This window comes from Streptococcus halichoeri, assembly GCF_019774635.1.
Taxonomy (GTDB): Bacteria; Bacillota; Bacilli; order Lactobacillales; family Streptococcaceae; genus Streptococcus; species Streptococcus halichoeri.
Map to the genome: position 1 here is coordinate 979,919 of NZ_CP081502.1, position 17,350 is coordinate 997,268.

Sequence of the window (17,350 nt, forward strand, 5' to 3'; positions counted from 1 at the left end):
TTTTAGTTTTCCTTCTTTGTTGGCGCTTGGCGAACAGCAATATAGTGATTTTCAGTATCGACAAAGGTGAAGTGAACCATGCCTTGGAAGTCCATGATTGGATTAGTTTTAACGCCAGCTTTAGTTAGCTTAGCGTGCGTACTTTGTAAATCATCGGTTTCTAACAAAACCGAAGGAAAACCTAAGTTTAGCTCAGGGTTTTGAGCAGCAACTAGCTGTTGATCGTGAATCCCAAAACTAAAGCTAGCATCCAAGCTTGGTGCGATTTGGTAGGAACGCGTCTCTCCCATTGGAGTTTCCTCAATCAATAGGAAGCCAACTTTTTGGCACCAAAAGTCGGCTGCAGCTTTTGGATCTTTCATATAAAGCATGGTTGTTGATTTTTGAATCATATGTTTCTCCGATACACTTTAGTATGAGACCTTATTATAGCTTGCTGGTCATTCTTTTTCAATTGCTTTGCTTGCCTATCCTTTACCCCCTTGGAGATGACTGCTCAAGCCCTACTGCAAAAACTTAGCCCAGCTTTTACAATCGTTTTGCATCAGCAAGATAACTCAATTTCTAGGACAATGGGAGTATGATCTTGGCGTGTGCCTGAATGAATCATTTCTGATTTGGTTACGAGATCAGCAAGGCGATTGGAGACCAACCAATAATCAATCCGCCAGCCTGCATTATTGATTTTGCTTGTTTTACTTCGCTGTGCCCACCAAGAGTAGACATCTGGGACATCACCGTGAATCAGCCGAAAGGTATCAGTGAAGCCGCGATCTAAAAGGCTAGTAAAGCCTGCGCGCTCTTCGTCTGTAAAACCAGGTGAGCGGCGGTTGCTGGCTGGGTGGGCCAGGTCAATTTCTTTGTGGGCAACATTGTAGTCGCCAGTGGCCAAAACGGGCTTTTTCTGGTCCAGCTCAGCTAGGTAAGTAGCATACTTTTCATCCCAAACTTGCCGTTCTGCTAGACGCCGTAAGCCATCACCGGCATTTGGCGTATAGACTTGAGTGACATAGCAATTGGCAAATTCTAAAGTGATAATGCGCCCTTCGGCGTCCATGGTGCTAGGGGCACCGATTTCTGGAAAGCTAACGATGGGATTAAGCTCTTTTTTGTAAAGAAACATGGTTCCGGCATAGCCTTTGCGAGCTGGTTCCACCGATGAGCGAAAGACGTGATGGTAGTTGGGGAAGTAAGACAAGATAATCTCAAGGTGTTTTTTGGTTGGTCCTTTGGCAGATAACTTGGTTTCTTGAATAGCGATAATGTCAGCATCTTCAGCGACCAAGGTTTCAATGACAGCGCGTGAGAGCATAGCGCGTGGCGAATCACTAGTTAAGGCGGCATTTAGGGAATCAATATTCCAGGAGATGAGTTTCATAAATTGCGTCTCTTTCTTTTCATTTGTTTTATTCATTTTAACAAAAATTACCTAAACAAGCGACCGTTCACGCTTTTGCGCGTGGGTAACGGCTGTTTTTCTTCTTTTAGATTACTCTTTAGTATCGTCTAAGCTGGAAAAGCTTTGCTATTTTGCCTAATTGATGGTATAGTATGCTTAACCATTGGAGGATTACCCAAGTCCGGCTTAAGGGAACGGCCTCGAAAACCGTCAGGCGTGTAACAGCGCGCGTGGGTTCAAATCCCATGTCCTCCGTTTATCCTATTGGTGCATCAAGGTTTTAAAGGTGTTCACCCGTTTTTTACCTTATTTTTCTATTAAAATGGGCCCAAAAAACGAGCCATTTAATGCTTGTTTCTCATACATGATTTGCCTCACGCTCAGAGTCGCCAGATTTGAGCGTGGGGCTTTTTTATTTAAAGAAGTTATTGACGTTTGTGTATTGAGTCTGCATAAGTCTAGTTTGTAAAGCTTTAACTTCCCCAGTTTGTATGTTTCTTAAGACTTCCTTTGTTTTTTTCGAATAATACGTTGAGCTGGTATTTGATTAGGTGAAAGAGTGATGAGAAGGATTTAGATGATAAGACGGAAGGTTAAATGAGCTAAGGAGCAAAAAACAACCGCATCGATTATTTAAATAGAGTCAACAAGCTAAGTCGTGGCTAAAAGTTGATTGGAGCCTACCGTTCTCCTTAAACCCACTTACGCTCATCTGACACTGTCGTCAAAAGTAGTGACAGGTTTATTTCTGCTTGGTGCCTGTTTAATTTGTGTTATAATGAAAAGTAACGAAAAAACACCTTTCATTAGGGTGGCTTATAGGAGAAAGCATGACAGACAAACATTTCTACATTACCACACCGATTTATTATCCTTCAGGTAAGTTACACATTGGCTCTGCTTATACCACAATAGCCTGTGACGTTTTGGCTCGTTACAAGCGGATGATGGGCTTTGATGTTCACTATTTAACGGGGCTTGATGAGCACGGGCAAAAAATCCAGCAAAAGGCTAAAGCAGCTGGGATTACCCCACAAGCCTATGTTGATGATATGGCCAAGGGTGTCAAGGAACTGTGGCAGCTTTTGGACATTTCTTATGACCAGTTTATCCGTACAACAGATGCTTACCATGAGACGGCAGTTGCCAAGATTTTTGATCAATTGCTAGCGCAAGGCGATATTTATTTAGGTGAGTACACCGGTTGGTACTCAGTACCTGACGAAGAATTCTTTACAGAGAGCCAATTGGCTGAGGTCTATCGCGATGAAAATGGCAAGATGATCGGTGGTATCGCTCCGTCTGGTCATGAGGTAGAACAGGTCTCTGAAGCATCTTACTTCTTTCGTATGAGCAAATATGCTGACCGTCTTAAAGCCTATTATGCCGAACACCCAGAGTTTATTCAGCCTGATGGGCGCATGACTGAAATGCTCAAGAACTTTATTGAACCTGGTTTGGAAGATTTGGCAGTGTCTCGTACTACCTTTAGTTGGGGAGTCAAGGTGCCAAGTGACCCCAAACACGTGGTCTATGTCTGGATTGATGCCCTCTCTAACTATATCACAGCTCTAGGCTATGGCAATCAGCTGGAAAATAAGATGGGCCGCTTCTGGGGCAATGATGAGCAACACGAAGTGGTGCAAATGCTTGGAAAGGATATTTTACGTTTTCACTCAATCTATTGGCCCATCATGCTGATGGCGCTAGATTTACCGCTGCCAACCCGACTAGTTGCCCACGGTTGGTTTGTGATGCAAGATGGGAAAATGTCAAAATCAAAAGGCAATGTCGTTTACCCAGAAATGCTGGTTGAGCGTTTTGGTCTTGATGCACTACGTTATTACCTGATGCGTTCACTACCAGTTGGTTCAGATGGAACGTTCACACCAGAAGACTATGTCGGCCGGATTAATTACGAATTAGCAAACGACCTTGGTAATCTCTTAAATCGAACCATCGCCATGATTAATAAATACTTTGATGGTCAAGTGCCTGATTTTGCCAGTGCGACTGAGTTTGATGCTGATTTAGCAGCTGTGGTGGCTGATAGTATCACCACTTACCATAAACAAATGCAGGCTGTTGATTACCCGCGTGCGCTTGAAGCGGTATGGCATATTATTGCACGTACCAACAAATACATTGATGAAACAGCACCTTGGGTTCTTGCCAAGGACGCAGCTGATCGCGACAAATTAGCGGCAGTTATGGCTCACTTAGCAGCGAGTCTGCGAGTCGTAGCGCATCTGATTCAACCATTCATGATGGAAACTTCTAACGCTATCATGACGCAATTGGGTCTGGGCGACCAATTTTCCATGGAACACCTTGAGCTAGCAGGTCTGCCTAGTGGCATTCAGGTTGTTGCTAAGGGAAGGCCCATTTTCCCACGTCTGGACATGGAACAAGAAATTACCTATATCAAGGAACAAATGCATGCAGGCACGGCACCTGAGGCTAAAGCATGGCTTCCTGAGGAAGTGGAATTGACGTCTAGTAAGGAGGAAATCTCGTTTGAGACCTTTGATGCCGTGGAAATTCGAGTAGCTGAAGTTATTGAAGTGGCGAAAGTAGAAGGGTCTAATAAATTGCTGCGCTTTCGGTTGGATGCAGGTGATGCAGACCATCGTCAAATCCTATCAGGAATTGCTAAGTTCTATCCCAATGAACAAGAATTGGTTGGCCAAAAAGTGCAGATTGTAGCCAATCTCAAACCACGTAAAATGATGAAAAAATACATTAGTCAAGGAATGATTCTCTCTGCTGAGCATGAGGGCAAATTGACAGTGTTAACAGTTGATCCTTCGGTACCAAATGGTGCTATTATTGGCTAGGTATTAGCTTTTGTGAACCTAAATCTGATGTGGAGGAGAAGTGTTTTTTACTCCCCATTCTGACTTATTTTAACCTTGTTGGGAGCAGGAGTAGGCTAAGCCCTTAAAGTATTAAGCTTAGAGCGCCTGTTCCCTTTTGGTATTTAAGGTTCTACAGTTAGGCTATTTCATGAAAAAAAGACATATTTTGAAAGGAGGCCTATGCCTTTTTTACAGCATCTTGGGAATTTTATCACTACTAAGAAGGTAATCTTAAAGGATATGCTCACCACCTTGAGTTTTTACCTGATGATTGGACTTTTTTATGTCTCGGGTATCCTTTTGGTCCTGATGATTACTAGTCATGATTCGATTATTAATTTGCCACTCATCAAAGACAAATTGTATGGTTTAGCCAGTATGGCTCTCATCCGCCAGGTTCCCAGCTTAATGCTTGGTTTTTCCTTACTGGTCTGTGGGCGTGCGATTGCTAACCGGGTCAGGCAGGCTTTTTATCCGACTTTGGTGTTTTTAGCCCTCGCGCTGCTTTATACGATTTTTTTCTATCGATCCAGTTTTCCCTCTTATCTTCTAGGTTTTTTAATGGTTGCTTTGTGGATTAGCCGTCATCATCTTTATCGTCAACAATTGATTATTAGTCATGAAGAGGGTTTTCTTGATGGAGCAATTTGGCTTTTTTTACTAGCGTCCTATGTTATTTTAGGTTATACCAATTTAGTTGATCCGCGTCGTGTGCCCAGGGTTTCCTTGGAAAAGCATTTTTCTGTACCTTCGTTTCATTGGTGGTTGACGGGTTTTCTCACCTTATTTTTGATTGTTGTGGTAGTTGTGGTGTTTTTGACGATCCTTAAGCGCCAGCGCCACCAGATTGGTTCAGTTTTTGACGCCGAGCGTTATCAAGCCCTCTGTGCCTTGGGTGACCATCATTACACTGGCTTAGCCTATCTTGGAGATAAGCGTATCTGGTATTACCAAGTCAATGGTCAAGATAAGCTTGGCTTACAATTTAAACCTTACAAGGAATTTCTTCTAGTTATGGGGGACTTTATTGGCGATAAAGCATACCTAGAAGAAGGCCTGATGGCTTTTATGACTGAGGCTGATCTGTATCATTTTCGCCCAGTTTTTTATGAAATTCCAGAAAAGACAGTGCTTGCTGTGCATGATTTTGGTTTTGATTTTATGAAATTGGGTGAAGAAGGTTTGGTCAAACCAGAAGAATTCAGTATTTCAGGTAAAAAACGGCAAAATTTACGTTCCGTCGTCAATCAAGTTGACAAGTCCGGCCACCAATTTACGATCACTGCACCACCTCATTCAGCTGACTTGCTAGCTGAACTAGAAGAAGTGTCGACTGACTGGCTCAATGGCCGCAGAGAGATGGGCTTTTCCTTGGGCTATTTTAGCGCCAACTACCTAGCCCATGCTGACTTAGCCCTCATTCGTTCGCATCAGGGTAAATTAGTAGCCTTTGCTAGCCTAGAAACATCTCAGAGCGAACAATCCTTATTGGTAGACTTGATGCGATATGCTCATGATGCGCCCAAGGGAATCATGGATGTGCTGTTCATTAAGATCATCCAGTATGCCAAAGAACAGGGCTTAGAGTGGTTTAATATGGGAATGAGCCCCTTAGCCAATGTCGGCAACTATCGATTTAGTTTTGTAACAGAGCGGATGGGCTACCTCCTTTATCAGCTTGGTTCGCAAATATATTCATTTGAGGGGTTGCGCCACTATAAGGCCAAATTTGCCAAGACCTGGGAACCCTACTATATTGCCTATTCCAAGCATTCTAACTTTTTTGTCGTTGTCCTAGCTCTGATGAAGGCTTCCTATGACCTTATGGAAAATCGCTCACGCAAGTAGGACAATCCTTGTGGCTAACCTTATTAGCCCTAGCCAACCTTGGCAAGGAGCTAGCAAATAGCCAAAGGCAAAAAAATTAGCAAGAGCTGCTCGAGTCATCTCCCGCATAGTCTATTGTATCCAACTACAGTATAACTATTCTAAAGGGAGATGTTGTGCACAAAAAAGCCTTACTTTCGTGGTCCTTCATTAGGGCTGCTGCTCGAAAAGGCATAAAATCTCAAAATGTAGCCTCAGCCTGTAAAACCATACAGTTGGCTTTGAAATTCCAAATGAAATAAATGCTTAGAAAGCTTGTTACAACAGAACTTTCTAGGCATTTTTGCATTTTCTAAACCAAGCAAGAAAAACCAAGAACCAATCCGCCAAAATGGTGGCCATCTTGTACAGGAAGAGCAAGGGGCTGGCAAGCTCACATCTTAGAAGAGGCTAGCTTGCCCAGTTGCTCTAAAAAGAATTAGAGCTCTGCCATTGACATAACAAGTAGCGATAAGGGTGCTGCCGTTATACCGATGTTCGTGGGAGTTTGTTAGAGGAGGTAAAAAAAGTCGGTGTGACAGTGCCCGTTGTCTGGTTTTTGCGCAAAGCCTTTGGCCCTCTGAATGATTAAAATAAAAAAAGAAAGACATAAAAGTTATTTGAAAACAATTTACAAATGACGCCTGGCATTGTAAAATAAAAGAGGAGGACTTCATAATGAAAAAATATGTTTTAGCCAGTTTTTTAATGGCTTCTTTATTGGCCACAGCCAGTGGTAGTGTCCAAGCAAGTGGGCCTAAAGTGGCTTATCAGCAAAAAGGTGTGACCGAGCTATCAAAAGAAGCTCCGGTTGATTATGTCACCATTGAAAGCATTGAAAAAAGCTTAGAAGGTAAAGGAAAAATTACAGTCAGCTTTGATATTGATGATACGCTTTTATTTAGCAGTCAATACTTCCAATATGGGAAAACCTATATGACCCCTGGAAGCTTTGATTTCTTACACCAGCAAAAATTCTGGGATTTTGTGGCCAAACGTGGTGACCAAGACTCAATCCCTAAGACTTATGCTAAATCCCTAATTGCGATGCACCAAAAACGTGGCGATAAGATTGTTTTTATTACTGGTCGTACTAGAGGATCAATGTATAAAAAAGGCCAAATTGATAAAACTGCCAAGTCTCTAGCGAAAGTCTTTGACTTGAAAAAGCCAATCCCAGTCAACTATACGGGTGATAAAGCCATTAAGCCTTACAAATATGATAAGAGCTATTACATTCATAAAAATCATTCGCAAATTCACTATGGTGACAGTGATGATGATGTGCATGCTGCAAGAGAAGCTGGCGCAAGACCTATTAGAATTTTGCGCGCACCAAATTCAACCAATCTTCCATTGCCACAAGCAGGCGGCTATAAAGAAGAAGTCTTAAAAGATTCAGCTTATTAATATCAGACCAGCTGCCGCTCCAAAGTCGCTTTTAAGCGATCATTTTCCAAACAAAAAGAACTCAAACTGCATGAAGGCTCGACTTTTCAAAGGAGACTTTCATGTAGTTTTGTTGTCTTTGCATTGCCCTAACTAGTGATATAACAACGTTTCTAGAGTTTTGCTAGCATTTTAACAATCCTTAGATATTCCTTCAAAGTCCACAAAAAATTCCACATTTTGACACTAAAAAAGGGCTCTATCATCTCCAGAGTGGCGTTACCAGCTACAGAAATGATAGAGTCTTTTTATTTTATTTGTGTTAAGGATAATGCTAATATTTGTAAAAATGCCAGCTTTCCTCTTTCTTTATGAGGCTCTTTAGCTATTTGTTGAGCAAAGTCAATGATAGGTTTTGGCGCTTCATAATTATGAGTAATTAAGTACCAAGAAATATGATTGCTTAATCTTGCTAAAGCATCTCTTTCGTTGTTTTCTAGTGCTTTATAAGTTGTTAGGAAAATATTTTTTAATTCAGGATTATCTTTAATTGAATCAGAGTTTATTAGTAATTCAATGTGTCTCAACCATTCTGTTCTTTCATTGCTTTTCATTGTGGGATAATAACTCCAAATCCTAGACATGGAGCCCATGGTCCATGGTTAATCCAGCTGTTAACGACAACTCTAGCTGTTTGAGATCTAATTGCGTCTAAATCTGGTCTATATTGGGCACGGCCATTTTTATTGACACAAATTGCAGTACCAATTCTCACTGCTTTAGTACTAGCATGTGCTTGATGACCTACTAATGTTGCCCCTAGAAGTAATGATAATACAAAAAACTTAGATAATTTTTTCTTCATTTTGGGTTCTCCAACAAATTTCATAAAAATGCTTTTTATAAATGACATTAATATAAAAAATATAAAACTTTTATGTTGTAAAATCAATATGTTTTTATGAAATTTTCACAAAGTATACTAATTAAAAACTGGGCTACTATGAATGTACTGCCCCCCCTTTTTTTAGGTGCCAAATGCCAAAATAGGGTAAAAATACTATCTATCCTTAGAGCGACAAGGAGTTATGAGTTGCTCTCTAAAAATGAAAAATCGTCTCAGAAGTCGCAAAAATTGGGTTTAAGTGAGCAAAAAAACAGAACCATCCCACCTCCTACCGCAGAAAATATCTGTTTCAAGGAGGTTAGAAGGGTTCTATTACTAATCATAAATCGGATTAAGCGTGGATTTTCTTGTCCGCAATAGCGTCTGTTAGTGTCTGGGAGAAATTCAAACCTAATTCACGCCCTAAAGTATCTGCCCAACGTGGAATAGTTAGGGTTTTCTTGATAGGTTCTTGACTACCAAGATATTTGGCAACGTCAACCATAACCAACGAGACGAAAGATTTATTGGGGTCATAGGTTAATTGAAAATCCGCATCCTCGCCAAAAGGGTTGTTATCAATCAAAGAAAGGGAATTAATGTCTGATGGTTTAGGAATATTGCGACCGTTCTCGATATAATCAGCTAAGTTAATGCCTAGCCAATCGCTAGCCATTGCCATAGCGTCTACCATATCCTCACCTTGAGTTGCTGAATGCTCAAAATCTGGGAAAGTCACAAAGTAAGGGGCGTTAGCTCCGTCTGTATCGTCATAGTAAAATAAAGCTGGATAAGTGACAAGCATAGTTTTCCCTCCAAAATCAAAGACAAGCGGGGGACTTGTCTTTATAACAGGCCTGCTTGCTTTTTGATACCCCGTTCAGTGTATTTGTTAATGTCACCGTGGGGAATGGTTATAGGCCACTCGCCTGCTTTTTCAAGCTTAACGTGTGACCCGTTACCTTCTTTGGTCTTTGTCCAACCATTGGCGGTAAGAAGTTTAACCATTTTTTTGTGTCATAGGTATAGCGCTTTTACTTCCTGACAAGCTTATTATATGATACGTATAACACGTATTCAAGAAATAATAACATTCTGATTAGATTTTTTTTAGCGCCCCGTCCCTGTAAAATTCCGCAAATTCAAGTAAAGCTCTTTTCTTAGTCTCATAATACCAGCTTGAACTTTTTGGTTCCAGCTCTTCTATGACGTCTTGTCGAGGCTTTTTACTCAACCTCAACACGGTCAACACTTTTTGTTTCTATTGATTTTGTTCACCTTGAAAATGTTTAGTGTTATAATAATTTTTGAAAGGTATTAAGACAATGACTGGATTAAAAAAGTTAAGGCAAGAAAAAAGCTAACTCAGCAAAAATTAGCAAATAAAATTGGCGTCATAAAGAGAACTTACATTTATTGGGAGAAAGGAGAGAGGCAAATCCAGCCCGATAAATCCCAAACGATCCTGACTTCTTTGGTGTGCTGGTCGGGTATCTGTTGGGGGATGAGGCTACCTGCAATCTGCTTGAATTTGTCGTGCAAGTTTTAGTCGGACAAATTGGTATAGATAATAGACAAGATGAAGAAACCAAAAAAAGCGGTTTTAAAACAGATAAAGCTCTATAAATCTCAGTCTCTGAACATGCAACAAAACCTTCAAACTTTTTTACCATTGCTTACCCTACTTTAGTTGATTTAGACAACGCTATAGAGGCCAGAGTCAAATACATTAGGATCTTGACTCAAGAAATCAAGCTTTGCTATTAGTTAACTCTTTAAAGATGCTAAATGAAAAGCAAATTATTGAATTGACAAAGAAAACAGGTATGATAGAAGCTATTGATTACCAATATAGAACGCGTGATAAGGCATCTAGAGAAGAAATGAAAAAAAGAGAAACGAAATGGTTTTCCTCTGAAACGTCACACATCAAGGTACTTTCTGTTATTAGATCAGATAGAGCTTTCTAGTTAATTAAATAATTACGTTTTTATATTATCTTGATATGACTAAATTTACTGATTCAGACGATGAAGACTACCCACGCGCATACATCTAAAAATCTCAACAATTCTTAACTTTAATTAAAATTCGTCACAACACTATTAGAAAATGCCTCCTGTCAGATATGCTCATACTATACAAAAATTGTCTGACCATGATTTCAGAAAGGAATCACCATGAAAAAGAAAAATACTATCATTACAGCACTAATCATTCTGCTGGTTGTCGGCGGAGGATTGGGCTACTATTTGTTGAGTTATGTTCCTCACCGAAAAGCTGTCACAGACTTTAACAAGGCTGTTCAAATGGTTAGAACGAAAAATGATAGTTTAAAAAATGATATTGCCAAAGCTGAAAAGCTCATCAAAACTAACCAGAAACCGCTAGATGAAAAGACTTTAGATAATTTAAAAGTAGCAGTAGCAACTGCTAAAAGTGAGTTAAGGAAAATCCCAAAGGTAGCGGACAAAACAGAAGCTATCAACAAACAAACTAAGATGCTTAACCAACCAATAGATTATTCAAAAGTTACTCAGTCTTTAGCAGACAGCTCCTCAGCATACACTACTAGCGTTAGACAGTTAACCCAAATCACTAACCCAAGTCAGGCATTTATTGAAGAGCGTGTGAAAGAGATTGATACAGTTACAGGTCTTCAATCAGTAACTGAAACAAACGATCCAAACGGTAATTTGAACAAACAAGGTGGATATAAAGCCTCAATCTACTTTACTGATAATCAGGTAACTGAGACTGTGGATGGCGCTGATATTGTGGCTAAGGGGGCAGACGCTGGCGGAAACATTGAAGTTTATAAAACCTCTGATGAGGCAAAAGTTCGTAACACCTACTTAAGTGCGTTTGACGGTCAAGGAATGTTAAATCCGGGTTCTCATTATGTTTATGGTACTTTAGTCATTAGGACTTCAAGATACCTCACGGCCAGTCAGCAAATATCCTTAACTGGGAAAATATATAACAAGTTGATTGAGATCAAAGAATAAGACAAGTTTACCTACTGTGTTTGGTATTGAAATGCCACCCTGCGTTTGATTAAATTTAGGGTTAAAAAATAAGGTTCTAGGATTATTGACAGATACAGCTGTTTGGGAAAAAGGAATTGAAATGATTGATATAACTATGCTAGCTATTGTGTCACTTATCTTTGTGGTTATTTTAGTTTGTTACTCACTATACTTTCTTATTCGGAAGTAACTTACATGAGAGTCTAGGGCAGGTTAGATAACCGACATCTACCGACACTTTAGCTTTTTTAAAACCTAAGTATTTTTAACAAAAAACCAATAGGAGAAAATCAATCCATGAGATTATGGCATGAAGAAATTATCAGTAAGTTACCACGCCAGCAATTATTAGGCCAGCATAGAGAATGCGCGGCACTAAGAGGTGGTGGCTGGGGGGTCCTCATGCAACTATTAACTATATCTTTAACTATTCACCATATAAGCTTTACCAATACCATTGCTTAATCATGGATGAAATGGAGGAAAGAGGATATAATCCTGATGCTAAATGGAAAGATCCTCTTTATCGTGGTTTGACTGAATCAGCGTATTCTGTATTACAAAATGAAGAACGCACGGTACCCATTTACCCAGAGCATACCCAAAAATATTTAAAAGAGTGTTTGGAAAACCTCAGAGCAAAGGGAATTGATATATAGCAGCATTTTGCGTGTGGTTACTAGCTTTGCTGCTGTCAACAAAATTAGCAACTTAATTTTGGAGCGCGTGAAATATCTTGAGACTATCTTGAGATTATCTTTTGCAAGGAATAATAAATATGGACATTAAGCTTCCTGAAGGGATTACTATTGAATATAAAGCTGCTGAAAAAGGATTGCCCAAATCATTCTGGGAAACCTATTCTGCTTTTGCAAATACTAACGGAGGAGTTGTAATCTTAGGTTATGATGAAAGAGATAAGACAAATCCTGTAAAAGGGATTGCTCCGCTAATAATATGACAATGAACAGATATAGTCACTTATCAAAGAACAAAAAAGCGATTTCATTTTATGAAAAACCAGGAATAACTTGTGGACCCACAAGAAAGTCCACACATGTGTGTTTCGGAACTAAAAGCCGTACAAATTTCAAAATTTATATTTCACGTGAGTCACAAAAGCTATTAAATCAACGATTACAGACACTAAAGGAGAAAACCATGACATTTGAAGAGATTTTACCAGGCTTAAAAGCAAAGAAAAAATACGTTCGGACAGGCTGGGGCGGCGCTGAAAACTATGTGCAGCTTTTTGATAGCATTGAGCAAAACGGCCAAGCTCTTGAGGTGACGCCCTACTTTTTGATTAATGTCTCTGGAGCTGGCGAAGGCTTTTCCATGTGGGCACCAACCCCATGTGATGTGCTAGCCACCGATTGGGTGGAAGTCCATGACTAAACGCGTCCTCATCACAGGGGTATCCTCAGGCATCGGCCTAGCTCAGGCCCGTCTTTTTTTGGAGAATGGCTACGCTGTCTATGGCGTTGACAAGTCAGGCAAGCCCGACTTGCCCGGTGACTTTCAGTTTTTGCAACTGGATATTAGCGGAGATTTAGCTACGCTTTACGACTTTGCACAGAATGTGGACATTTTGTGCAATACCGCTGGAATTCTTGACGACTACAAACCCTTGCTTGATATTAGTGATACTGACATCGACCAGGTTTTTCAGGTCAATCTCTTTGCTACGATTCGTATCACTCGCCATTACTTAGCGCAAATGCTAGCTAACGGATCTGGTATTATCATTAACATGTGTTCTATCGCCAGTTTTCTAGCTGGCGGCGGCGGGGCGGCTTACACCACTAGCAAGCATGCCTTGGCAGGCTTTACCCGCCAACTTGCTCTGGATTATGCCAAATCAGGTGTTCAGGTTTTTGGCATCGCACCAGGCGCCGTTAAAACGGCCATGACCAAAGCCGACTTTGCACCGGGTGGCTTAGCCCAATGGGTCGCTGATGAAACCCCGATTGGGCGTTGGCTAGAGCCAGCAGAAATTGCTGAGCTTACCTTGTATTTGGCTTCAGGCAAAGCAGGCGCCATGCAAGGCGAAATCCTTAAAATGGATGGTGGTTGGAGTCTGAAATGACCAAGTATATTGAGAATGATTTGGGCATTGTATCAGTTCCCTCGTTTGATTTGAAAGGAAAAGAAATGACAGCAGAAGAATTATGGCAAGCCTATCAAAAGATTAATCCCAGTATTGGAGATGAGATCGATGCCTGGGCCTTTGGCGTTCAACCAGATCTATTAGCTCAGCTCGTCTTAGAAGGCACTAAAACAGCAACGGCTTCTGCCTATGAATTATATGCAGTGGATCAAGAACCGCTGCCACAAGTCGGAACTTATGATGTTGTGCTAGATGGCAAAGGCCAAGCAGTCTGCATTATTCACATTACTAAGGTTGAGGTGCTTCCTTTTAATCAGGTGTCAGCAGAACATGCTTATAAGGAAGGAGAGGGAGATCGGAGTTTAGCTGGGTGGCGCCAGACCCATCTGGACTTCTTTCAACCTTATTTTGAAGAGGCAGGTCTTGTTTTTTCTGAACAGAGTCCTATTGTTTTAGAGGAATTTCAAGTGGTTTACCCACAGTTAGGAGAGTAAAATGAAATTAGCTGTATTAGGTACGGGAATGATTGTCCAAGAGGCTTTGCCAGTACTACAGGAAATGGCTGACGTATCATTGGAGGCTATCTTGTCAACACCGCGCAGCTTAGCTAAAGCAAATAAACTAGCCAAGCAATATGCGATAGCAAAAGCAACCAGTGACTATCATGACATTTTGACTGATTCGCAAGTCGATACTGTCTATATTGCCCTCCCTAATCATTTACATTTTGAGATGGCTAAAAAAGCCCTCTTAGCCCATAAACACGTCATTTGTGAAAAACCCTTTACCATGACCTTGGCTGAGCTAGAAGAATTAGCAGCCTTGGCCAAGCAAACATCTTGTATTTTGGTGGAGGCTATTACAAATCAACACTTAGCCAATTATCACTGGATAAAAGAACATCTGGCAGAAATTGGCACAGTAAAAATTGTTGAATGCAATTATTCCCAATATTCTTCTCGCTATGATGCCTTTAAAGCTGGTCAGATTGCCCCGGCTTTTGATGCCAGCAAGGGCGGCGGAGCCCTGCGTGATCTTAATAGTTATAATATTCATTTTGTAGTGGGGTTATTTGGCGCACCAACTACAGTTAGTTATCTGCCAAATATGGAAAAAGGAGTTGACACCTCGGGAATTTTGCTGCTGACGTATCCTGATTTTAAAGTTGTCTGCATCGGGGCTAAGGATTGCTCAGCTCCGATACGCTCTACTATTCAGGGGGATAAGGGGGCCATTGTGGTTGATGGTGCAACCAATACCCTGCCTGCTATTAATTTTTACCCTAATAAGCAAGCGCAGCAAACAATCAATCAGAATCTTGATGAGCATAGAATGGCTGCTGAATTTCGTTATTTTGCGCAGCTGATTGCTAAAAAAGATACAGCAGGAGCACAAGCCTTATTAGAGCATAGTAAACAGGTAATGGCTGTTTTAGACGCTGCAAGTCAAGCACTTTAAAAACGAAGAGAAGGTCTGCCGGCACCTTCTTTTTTCAGTGCTTGCGGCTAAATATGATATAATGAACATGATACTGATGAATAAAGGGAACATTTATGACAAATTATGCAATTATCTTAGCAGCGGGCAAAGGCACGCGCATGAAATCCAACCTTCCAAAAGTGCTACATCAGGTAGCAGGCTTAAGTATGCTTGAACATGTTTTTCATAGCGTAACCACTATTGAGCCAGCTAAGACCGTTACAGTTATTGGGCATCAAGCTGATCTGGTGCGTGAGGTCCTCAAAGAAGGATCAGCTTTTGCCTTGCAAGCGGAGCAATTAGGTACTGGGCATGCGGTTATGATGGCCAAAGAAGAGCTCGCTAATCTTGAAGGCCACACCTTGGTTATTGCTGGTGATACCCCTTTAATCACAGGAGAGAGCCTAAAAGCATTGATGGATTGCCATCTTGAGCAGCAAAATGTGGCAACGATTTTAACAGCTCGCGCCAAAGACCCATTTGGCTATGGACGCATCATCCGAAATCCGGCTGGAGAAGTCGTGAAGATTGTTGAGCAAAAAGATGCAACAACTCTAGAACAAGCTGTCAACGAAATCAATACAGGCACTTATGTCTTTGATAATCGTCGCTTATTTGAGGCTTTAAAGAGCATTACAACAAATAATGCTCAAGGTGAATACTATCTCACGGATCTCATTAGCATTTTTCGAGAGAACCATGAAAAAGTGGGGGCTTATGCTCTACATGATTTTGAAGAAAGCCTGGGCGTGAATGACCGCTTAGCTTTGGCCAAGGCTGAACAAGTCATGCGCCACAGGATCAATCAAAAACACATGCTAAATGGCGTCACCTTCCAAAATCCTGACACTACCTATATTGATAGCCAGGTAGTCATTGCAGCTAATGTCACTCTTGAAGCCAATGTTACTTTAAAAGGTGAAACAGCTATTGGTTATGGTTGTGTCCTTACTAATGGCACCTACGTGGTTGACAGTCAGATTGGTCCATGGTCTGTGATTACAAATTCTACCATCGAAGCTTCAAGCCTTGCCTCGGGTGTCACTGTAGGACCTTACGCCCACATTCGACCGGGCTCGCAGTTGGCAGATGAGGTGCACATTGGTAATTTTGTTGAAGTAAAAGGTTCTGCTATTGGGGCTAAGTCCAAGGCTGGGCATTTGACCTATATTGGTAATGCTGAGATTGGTTCAGAAGTAAATATTGGTGCGGGTACCATTACAGTTAACTATGATGGTAAAAACAAATTTAAAACACAAATTGGCGATAATGTCTTTATTGGTAGTAATTCGACTTTGATTGCGCCACTGAGCATTGGCGATAATGCCTTAACAGCAGCTGGTTCTACCATTTCAAAGAATGTTGCAGCTGATGGCTTAGCTATTGGCCGCAGCCGCCAAGTAGTCAAAGAAGGCTATGCCAAACGCCTGCCTCACCATCCTAATCAGCAGGCTTAGAGCAAATGAATCAGAGTCATAAGGAGAAGGCAAGATGGACTTTATCGAAAAGACATTACATCGCAAGGAGATCTACAAGGGGAAAATAGTCACGGTTGCGCGTGATGAGGTGCAATTGCCTAACGGTCTTGGTACAGCAGAACGTGAACTTGTATTTCATGCTGGAGCTGTCGCTGTTTTAGCCATTACTAATCATTCTAAAATTCTCCTTGTCAAACAATACCGCAAAGCTATTGAAGCTGTTTCTTATGAAATTCCGGCAGGAAAATTAGAAGCTGGCGAACAAGGACAGGAGCAAGAAGCAGCTGCGCGTGAATTGGAAGAAGAGACCGGCTATCAAGGTTCATTAGAATTTCTGTATCAATTTTATACAGCCATTGGCTTTTGCAATGAAAAAATCACGCTTTTTTTAGCAAAAGACCTGCAAAAAGTGCCTAATCCCCGCCCCCAAGATGAGGATGAAGTGCTTGAACTAATGGAATTGAGCTATCAGGAATGTATGGACCTAGTGGCAAAGGGTGTGATTGTTGATGCAAAGACACTGATTGCCTTGCAGTATTATGGCCTGCATCAAGGAGGTGATTGCTAATGGGCAAACCGTTATTGTCAGATGATGTCATTGAACGGGCAAACCGCGGGGAACACTTCTCAAGTGAGTATGATGTTGATGATTTTGATACTAAAGTAGTTGTCACCGATGATGTTTATAGTTACGACTATGAGCCCTATGAGGATGATAGCGAACGTATCTATAAAAGTCGGCGGATTGAAAATGAAAAACGTCATCAATTTCAATCAAAATTAAATCTGTTATTGATTGCGTTAGTCATTCTCATCGCTATTTTAGTCTATGCCATCTTTAATTTATAATCGCCAG

Annotated in this window: 19 protein-coding genes, 1 tRNA gene and 3 pseudogenes; 16 read left to right on the top strand and 7 right to left on the bottom strand. The window is 41.0% G+C overall.

What is annotated here, in order from left to right:
• Positions 1 to 2 precede the first annotated feature (2 nt).
• Complete coding sequence (locus tag K5J94_RS04725; protein WP_221913688.1) at positions 3 to 392, bottom strand: VOC family protein; 390 nt, start codon at positions 390 to 392, stop codon at positions 3 to 5.
• Positions 393 to 544: 152 nt separating this feature from the next.
• The gene (locus K5J94_RS04730) at positions 545 to 1,378 is read right to left on the bottom strand and encodes an exodeoxyribonuclease III (protein WP_221913775.1); all 834 of its coding nucleotides are present in this window, start codon (positions 1,376 to 1,378) and stop codon (positions 545 to 547) included.
• A 186-nt stretch (positions 1,379 to 1,564) separates the two neighbouring features.
• On the opposite strand from K5J94_RS04730, the gene K5J94_RS04735 reads away from it, so the two are divergent.
• The 4 genes from K5J94_RS04735 (at position 1,565) to aphA (ending at position 7,533) form a co-directional block, all read left to right on the top strand.
• A tRNA-Ser gene (locus K5J94_RS04735) sits at positions 1,565 to 1,654 on the top strand.
• Positions 1,655 to 2,229: 575 nt separating this feature from the next.
• Positions 2,230 to 4,236, top strand: coding sequence for a methionine--tRNA ligase (metG, locus tag K5J94_RS04740; RefSeq protein ID WP_159564946.1), 2,007 nt, complete (start codon positions 2,230 to 2,232; stop codon positions 4,234 to 4,236).
• 201 nt (positions 4,237 to 4,437) lie between these two features.
• Positions 4,438 to 6,105 (top strand): phosphatidylglycerol lysyltransferase domain-containing protein, encoded by a 1,668-nt coding sequence (locus tag K5J94_RS04745; protein ID WP_221913690.1) that lies wholly within the window; start codon positions 4,438 to 4,440, stop codon positions 6,103 to 6,105.
• 696 nt (positions 6,106 to 6,801) lie between these two features.
• Positions 6,802 to 7,533, top strand: coding sequence for an acid phosphatase AphA (gene aphA / locus K5J94_RS04750; RefSeq protein WP_159547841.1), 732 nt, complete (start codon positions 6,802 to 6,804; stop codon positions 7,531 to 7,533).
• A gap of 287 nt (positions 7,534 to 7,820) precedes the next feature.
• On the opposite strand, the gene K5J94_RS04755 is transcribed toward aphA, so the two are convergent.
• From K5J94_RS04755 to K5J94_RS09525, 5 genes and pseudogenes are all read right to left on the bottom strand, one after another.
• Positions 7,821 to 8,126 carry a bacteriocin immunity protein gene (locus K5J94_RS04755; RefSeq protein ID WP_221913692.1) on the bottom strand — a complete coding sequence of 102 codons (306 nt, stop codon included), beginning with the start codon at positions 8,124 to 8,126 and terminating at the stop codon, positions 7,821 to 7,823.
• Positions 8,123 to 8,377 (bottom strand): hypothetical protein, encoded by a 255-nt coding sequence (locus K5J94_RS04760; RefSeq protein WP_159795301.1) that lies wholly within the window; start codon positions 8,375 to 8,377, stop codon positions 8,123 to 8,125. Before K5J94_RS04760 ends, K5J94_RS04755 begins: the two co-directional genes overlap by 4 nt.
• Before the next feature lie 373 nt (positions 8,378 to 8,750).
• A complete protein-coding gene (locus K5J94_RS04765) occupies positions 8,751 to 9,203 on the bottom strand; it encodes a type II toxin-antitoxin system HicB family antitoxin (RefSeq protein ID WP_159564956.1) in 453 nt (150 codons plus the stop codon).
• Positions 9,204 to 9,244: 41 nt separating this feature from the next.
• Positions 9,245 to 9,425: pseudogene (locus tag K5J94_RS04770) on the bottom strand (type II toxin-antitoxin system HicA family toxin).
• Positions 9,426 to 9,497: 72 nt separating this feature from the next.
• Positions 9,498 to 9,626 (bottom strand): annotated as a pseudogene (locus K5J94_RS09525) (ArpU family phage packaging/lysis transcriptional regulator); the annotation flags it as partial.
• A gap of 159 nt (positions 9,627 to 9,785) precedes the next feature.
• On the opposite strand from K5J94_RS09525, the gene K5J94_RS09670 reads away from it, so the two are divergent.
• The 12 genes and pseudogenes from K5J94_RS09670 to macP all read left to right on the top strand — a co-directional run bounded on the left by K5J94_RS09670 (position 9,786) and on the right by macP (position 17,343).
• Positions 9,786 to 9,947 carry a hypothetical protein gene (locus K5J94_RS09670; protein WP_408022841.1) on the top strand — a complete coding sequence of 54 codons (162 nt, stop codon included), beginning with the start codon at positions 9,786 to 9,788 and terminating at the stop codon, positions 9,945 to 9,947.
• 208 nt (positions 9,948 to 10,155) lie between these two features.
• Positions 10,156 to 10,368, top strand: a complete 213-nt coding sequence (locus K5J94_RS04780) for a hypothetical protein (protein WP_221913694.1) — start codon at positions 10,156 to 10,158, stop codon at positions 10,366 to 10,368.
• 210 nt (positions 10,369 to 10,578) lie between these two features.
• Entirely contained in the window at positions 10,579 to 11,406 is an 828-nt protein-coding gene (locus tag K5J94_RS04785; RefSeq protein ID WP_221913696.1) for an EbhA, read from the top strand.
• A 318-nt stretch (positions 11,407 to 11,724) separates the two neighbouring features.
• Positions 11,725 to 12,086 (top strand): annotated as a pseudogene (locus tag K5J94_RS04790) (TIGR02328 family protein).
• A gap of 119 nt (positions 12,087 to 12,205) precedes the next feature.
• Entirely contained in the window at positions 12,206 to 12,388 is a 183-nt protein-coding gene (locus K5J94_RS04795; RefSeq protein ID WP_159565109.1) for an AlbA family DNA-binding domain-containing protein, read from the top strand.
• Positions 12,389 to 12,588: 200 nt separating this feature from the next.
• The gene (locus K5J94_RS04800; protein WP_159550488.1) at positions 12,589 to 12,825 is read left to right on the top strand and encodes a DUF2829 domain-containing protein; all 237 of its coding nucleotides are present in this window, start codon (positions 12,589 to 12,591) and stop codon (positions 12,823 to 12,825) included.
• A complete protein-coding gene (locus K5J94_RS04805; RefSeq protein WP_221913699.1) occupies positions 12,818 to 13,516 on the top strand; it encodes a 3-oxoacyl-ACP reductase in 699 nt (232 codons plus the stop codon). Before K5J94_RS04800 ends, K5J94_RS04805 begins: the two co-directional genes overlap by 8 nt.
• A gap of 65 nt (positions 13,517 to 13,581) precedes the next feature.
• Positions 13,582 to 14,031 carry an ASCH domain-containing protein gene (locus K5J94_RS04810; RefSeq protein WP_221913777.1) on the top strand — a complete coding sequence of 150 codons (450 nt, stop codon included), beginning with the start codon at positions 13,582 to 13,584 and terminating at the stop codon, positions 14,029 to 14,031.
• A 1-nt stretch (position 14,032) separates the two neighbouring features.
• Entirely contained in the window at positions 14,033 to 14,995 is a 963-nt protein-coding gene (locus K5J94_RS04815; protein WP_221913701.1) for a Gfo/Idh/MocA family protein, read from the top strand.
• A gap of 95 nt (positions 14,996 to 15,090) precedes the next feature.
• Positions 15,091 to 16,473: a bifunctional UDP-N-acetylglucosamine diphosphorylase/glucosamine-1-phosphate N-acetyltransferase GlmU gene (gene glmU / locus K5J94_RS04820; RefSeq protein WP_221913703.1), complete on the top strand. Its 1,383-nt coding sequence runs from the start codon at positions 15,091 to 15,093 to the stop codon at positions 16,471 to 16,473.
• Between the two features lie 34 nt (positions 16,474 to 16,507).
• Positions 16,508 to 17,062 carry an NUDIX domain-containing protein gene (locus K5J94_RS04825; protein WP_159545031.1) on the top strand — a complete coding sequence of 185 codons (555 nt, stop codon included), beginning with the start codon at positions 16,508 to 16,510 and terminating at the stop codon, positions 17,060 to 17,062.
• Positions 17,062 to 17,343, top strand: a complete 282-nt coding sequence (gene macP, locus K5J94_RS04830) for a cell wall synthase accessory phosphoprotein MacP (protein ID WP_221913705.1) — start codon at positions 17,062 to 17,064, stop codon at positions 17,341 to 17,343. Before K5J94_RS04825 ends, macP begins: the two co-directional genes overlap by 1 nt.
• Positions 17,344 to 17,350: the final 7 nt, after the last annotated feature.

What these genes read in the sequence shown, in the direction of transcription:
- K5J94_RS04785 (WP_221913696.1), top strand. Translation starts at nt 10,579, where the DNA reads ATGAAAAAGAAAAATACTATCATTACAGCACTAATCATTCTGCTGGTT.
- metG (WP_159564946.1), top strand. Translation starts at nt 2,230, where the DNA reads ATGACAGACAAACATTTCTACATTACCACACCGATTTATTATCCTTCA.
- K5J94_RS04755 (WP_221913692.1), bottom strand. Translation starts at nt 8,126, where the DNA reads ATGAAAAGCAATGAAAGAACAGAATGGTTGAGACACATTGAATTACTA.
- K5J94_RS04800 (WP_159550488.1), top strand. Translation starts at nt 12,589, where the DNA reads ATGACATTTGAAGAGATTTTACCAGGCTTAAAAGCAAAGAAAAAATAC.
- K5J94_RS04825 (WP_159545031.1), top strand. Translation starts at nt 16,508, where the DNA reads ATGGACTTTATCGAAAAGACATTACATCGCAAGGAGATCTACAAGGGG.
- macP (WP_221913705.1), top strand. Translation starts at nt 17,062, where the DNA reads ATGGGCAAACCGTTATTGTCAGATGATGTCATTGAACGGGCAAACCGC.
- K5J94_RS04795 (WP_159565109.1), top strand. Translation starts at nt 12,206, where the DNA reads ATGGACATTAAGCTTCCTGAAGGGATTACTATTGAATATAAAGCTGCT.
- glmU (WP_221913703.1), top strand. Translation starts at nt 15,091, where the DNA reads ATGACAAATTATGCAATTATCTTAGCAGCGGGCAAAGGCACGCGCATG.
- K5J94_RS04760 (WP_159795301.1), bottom strand. Translation starts at nt 8,377, where the DNA reads ATGAAGAAAAAATTATCTAAGTTTTTTGTATTATCATTACTTCTAGGG.
- K5J94_RS04805 (WP_221913699.1), top strand. Translation starts at nt 12,818, where the DNA reads ATGACTAAACGCGTCCTCATCACAGGGGTATCCTCAGGCATCGGCCTA.
- aphA (WP_159547841.1), top strand. Translation starts at nt 6,802, where the DNA reads ATGAAAAAATATGTTTTAGCCAGTTTTTTAATGGCTTCTTTATTGGCC.
- K5J94_RS04745 (WP_221913690.1), top strand. Translation starts at nt 4,438, where the DNA reads ATGCCTTTTTTACAGCATCTTGGGAATTTTATCACTACTAAGAAGGTA.
- K5J94_RS04725 (WP_221913688.1), bottom strand. Translation starts at nt 392, where the DNA reads ATGATTCAAAAATCAACAACCATGCTTTATATGAAAGATCCAAAAGCT.
- K5J94_RS04815 (WP_221913701.1), top strand. Translation starts at nt 14,033, where the DNA reads ATGAAATTAGCTGTATTAGGTACGGGAATGATTGTCCAAGAGGCTTTG.
- K5J94_RS04765 (WP_159564956.1), bottom strand. Translation starts at nt 9,203, where the DNA reads ATGCTTGTCACTTATCCAGCTTTATTTTACTATGACGATACAGACGGA.
- K5J94_RS04810 (WP_221913777.1), top strand. Translation starts at nt 13,582, where the DNA reads ATGACAGCAGAAGAATTATGGCAAGCCTATCAAAAGATTAATCCCAGT.
- K5J94_RS04730 (WP_221913775.1), bottom strand. Translation starts at nt 1,378, where the DNA reads ATGAAACTCATCTCCTGGAATATTGATTCCCTAAATGCCGCCTTAACT.